We start from the raw sequence: 3,321 nt of genomic DNA, 5'->3' as shown, positions 1-3,321 counted from the left end.
CTAGATGAGGCGTGGCGCAGCATCGGCTCGCAGAGCCGGGAACCGTGTGTAGAGCTGTTCGATCTGACGTCGCACAGCGGCGAGTTCGGCGTCGGGGCCCGGGATGGGCGGCTCTGACGGCGATTGCGTGGATTCACGACGGCGCATCAGCATGTGCGCATGCTGGCGTAGCTCGTTCAGGAAGTTGCAGGCCTGGGCGAGTTCGGGGTCGTCGTGCATCGGTTCTCGAATCGGCAACGGTGACGCGTATCGGCTGTGGCGCAGCTCGGCGCAAAAGGTATGTCACGAATTGTCAACCTTCCGTTCCTGCTTCATTCACCGCCATCGAGAACTTCCTGACCGCCGCGCGTACCACGCCGAGTGCTCGGCTCGCTCGGTCGAGCGCGCCTGCCGCTTCTACAGCGACCAGCCCGGTGTCGTGCACGCCTACACCCTCGGGCTGCCCGACGACAGCGAGTTCTACGCCGCGCTGGCCGCCAGCCGCGAATGCACCGGCCACTGGTATTCCCGCGACCCGATCGAAGCATGGGAACTGTCCGGCTCACCGGCCTGACGCCAGGCAGGCGCTCACGTTCTCGTTCGGCGCGTGACCGTTTCGTCCTCGCGGAAGACCAATCGGTCGTAACCCGGCTGGCTGCCTATCGCCTCCACAGAAACCGCGCGGCCGGGTCGACCACGGGGCCGATGAAGGCGTATATCTGCCAGAGTTCTCCGGTTCCGTCGTCGCGGGCCTGGGAGTCGTAGCCGAGGTTATCGACGCGGCGCCACAGTTCTGCCCCGGCCGGATCTTGGATCACATCGCCCCAGCCGCACTTGGTTGACTGCCACCGTCTCGGTACGCAGTTTGACACACCCGAGCCGGGCTTTCACCACGAAATAATCGGCTCTTGACTTCGCGACGCCGTGCCGGCGGAGATATTGTCAAGACCTGTGGATGGGGTCGCCGGGGAACTCGTGCAGATCGGTCTCACCAACCGCCGACCGACGACAGCATCGAGATCACTGTCCTGCACCCGAGGCCGTGATGCGGGGCGGATTCGGCAGTCCCAACACGGAGTTGAGGCGATAGGCACCGCCGAGACCGTGGAATACGGCCATTAGCAGCGCCCCAGCGAAGACGCTTGTGATTCCGGCAACTGCATAGGCAGACAGATCGGCCCAATAGCCGATTGCGACCGCGAGCGCGAGTCCGAGTGTGCCCGCCACGGCGTTTCGCAATGAGTCGTTACCCCACACATTCGGAAACTGTTCACCGACCATGCCTTTCACAAAGTGCGGGACGGCATTCGCGCCCATTAGGCCAGCGAGAGCGGACAGCAGGATCGTGTGCCACACGACGAATCACCTTCTATTCAGTCAACGAGTGTAGACTGAAACTAGCATTCCGATCGCACTCCAGTCAACGAACGTAGACTGAATGCATGAGTTCCCGTCACACCAGCCGCGCAGAGCAACGCCACCGCACCCAATCCCGGATCCTGGTGGCAGCACAGAAGTTGTTCGCCGAGGTCGGCTACGACAGGGCCACCATCCGCGCGATCGCGGCCGAGGCCGGCATTGATCCGGGTCTTGTCATGCGCTACTTCGGGTCCAAGGACAACCTGTTCGCGCAGGCCGCGGGCTTCGAGCGGGAGCAGCAGGTCACAGGCACACCCGAACAAGCCGCAGAACAGTTGCTGGCCGCGCTCGAACACAAGTTCACCGAGGAGCCGATCGATGCGCTGGCCGCGATCCGATCCATATTCACCCATCCTGACGCCACCGGCGAAATCCGGTCCGCGATGGTGGCACGTCAACAGCAAGCCGCGCACCACATGGCTGCTGACGACGCGGACCTGCGTGCCGGGCTCATCGGCGCACTTACCATCGGCGCAGTCATCGGACGTCACCTGCTCCGACTGGACGGCCTGCGCGACGCTGCGCCGGAACGAATCACCGCACTGTTGCGGACTGCTTTCCATGACATCGTCCATGGCACACCGCAGACTGCTCCTCTCCGGATCACCGGCTCCAACACCGAGTAGCGGCAATCTGCGCCGGAGCCGCCTTTCAGGCGGCCTCCTTCTCAGTTGACGGGCAGGTCGGTCGCTCGACGAGCTCGCCCTTGTGGAAGACTGCGCCGTTGCGGACGAGCGCGACCAGGTGCGGGGCGTTCACCGCGCGCCACCGGCTCTGGGCGGCCTCGATCAGCTTGTAGGCCATGGCGATTCCTGCCGCCCGCGAGCCCGGACCTTTGGTCACCTTCATCCGGAGCCGCACGGAAGCGAATGTCGACTCGATCGGGTCGGTGGTGCGTAGGTGGATCCAGTGCTCGGCCGGGTATTCGAAGAACTCGAGCAGTACGTCGAGATCGCCGGTGATTTTCGCGACGGCTTTGGGATACTTTGCGCCGTAGTCGATTTCGAAGGCTTTCGCAGGGGGTCGGGCTCTGTCGATGTCCTCGGCCATGTAGATGTCCTTCATGGCTGCGATCGCGCCGGGATGCGCCGATTTGGGCAGTGCGGCAAGCACATTCGCCGATTTGTGGAACCAGCAGCGCTGTTCCCGCGTTTCCGGGAACACGTCCCGCAGTGCTTTCCAGAACCCGAGCGCACCATCACCGACCGCGAGCACCGGGGCGATCATGCTGCGGCGGCGGCAGCCCCGCAGCAGATCGGCCCACGATTCGGTCGATTCGCGGTAGCCATCGGCGAGCGCGACGAGCTCCTTGCGGCCGTCGGCGCGCACCCCGATCATGACCAGCAGGCACAGTTTCTCCTGCTCGAGGCGCACTTTGGTGTGGATGCCGTCGACCCACAAGTACACGTAGTCGGTACCCGAGAGATCGCGGGCGGCGAACGCCTCGGCTTCGTCCTGCCATTGGCTCGTCAGCCGGGTGATCGACGCCGCCGACAACCCGTTGTCCGCGCCCGCCGCGGTGAGGACGTCCCGCTCGGCGTGGTATCCGTTGCGAACCACCAGGCGGTGACCGTTCTCGTCGAGTTGGTCGGCGAACTGGGCGATATAGGCGGCGACCTCGGCCTTCAACGCGGTAAGACCCAAGCGTGCGGACGCGCCAACTCCACAGCTTCACGTGGGCCCCACGTACCCCGTGCGTACGGAATTGGCTCCGGTTTGTTCCGCAGGATGCCATCGGCCACCGTCCACACGTGCTCGAGTCCATCCGGTCGAGTGAAGAGTGAGCGGTCACCAATCAGAACATCATTGAGGAGGACTGAGTACGCCGGGAGCGGCGGACCGCTGCTTGCCGAGCCCAGGGGCAGTGCCGTTGTACCTACCCCGAGGGTCATTTGGGCCCCGGGCTGCTTGATGACGAGTCTT

At 64.3% G+C, this 3,321-nt stretch carries 4 protein-coding genes and 1 pseudogene; 2 read left to right on the top strand and 3 right to left on the bottom strand.

Annotated features, from left to right (window positions below):
• The first annotated feature begins 289 nt into the window (after positions 1-289).
• Entirely contained in the window at positions 290-553 is a 264-nt protein-coding gene (locus ON40_RS34590) for a hypothetical protein (protein ID WP_040829470.1), read from the top strand.
• Positions 554-999: 446 nt separating this feature from the next.
• Here the strand turns inward: ON40_RS34590 and ON40_RS34585 are convergent, their stop codons facing one another.
• Positions 1,000-1,335 carry a hypothetical protein gene (locus ON40_RS34585; RefSeq protein WP_040829469.1) on the bottom strand — a complete coding sequence of 112 codons (336 nt, stop codon included), beginning with the start codon at positions 1,333-1,335 and terminating at the stop codon, positions 1,000-1,002.
• Positions 1,336-1,421: 86 nt separating this feature from the next.
• Here ON40_RS34585 and ON40_RS34580 point away from each other — a divergent pair, with 86 nt between their 5' ends.
• A complete protein-coding gene (locus tag ON40_RS34580) occupies positions 1,422-2,024 on the top strand; it encodes a TetR/AcrR family transcriptional regulator (RefSeq protein WP_040829468.1) in 603 nt (200 codons plus the stop codon).
• Between the two features lie 25 nt (positions 2,025-2,049).
• Here ON40_RS34580 and ON40_RS34575 read toward each other — a convergent pair.
• Together ON40_RS34575 and ON40_RS50375 are read right to left on the bottom strand one after the other, a co-directional pair.
• A pseudogene (locus ON40_RS34575) lies at positions 2,050-3,030 on the bottom strand (IS256 family transposase); the annotation flags it as partial.
• Positions 3,024-3,311, bottom strand: coding sequence for a hypothetical protein (locus tag ON40_RS50375; RefSeq protein ID WP_281033088.1), 288 nt, complete (start codon positions 3,309-3,311; stop codon positions 3,024-3,026). The pseudogene ON40_RS34575 and the gene ON40_RS50375, both read right to left, overlap by 7 nt.
• Positions 3,312-3,321: the final 10 nt, after the last annotated feature.

This window comes from Nocardia jiangxiensis NBRC 101359 (assembly GCF_000308615.1).
Classification (GTDB): domain Bacteria; phylum Actinomycetota; class Actinomycetes; order Mycobacteriales; family Mycobacteriaceae; genus Nocardia; species Nocardia jiangxiensis.
Note: the sequence above shows the minus strand (reverse complement) of the source record. Positions and strands in the feature narration are given on the sequence as shown.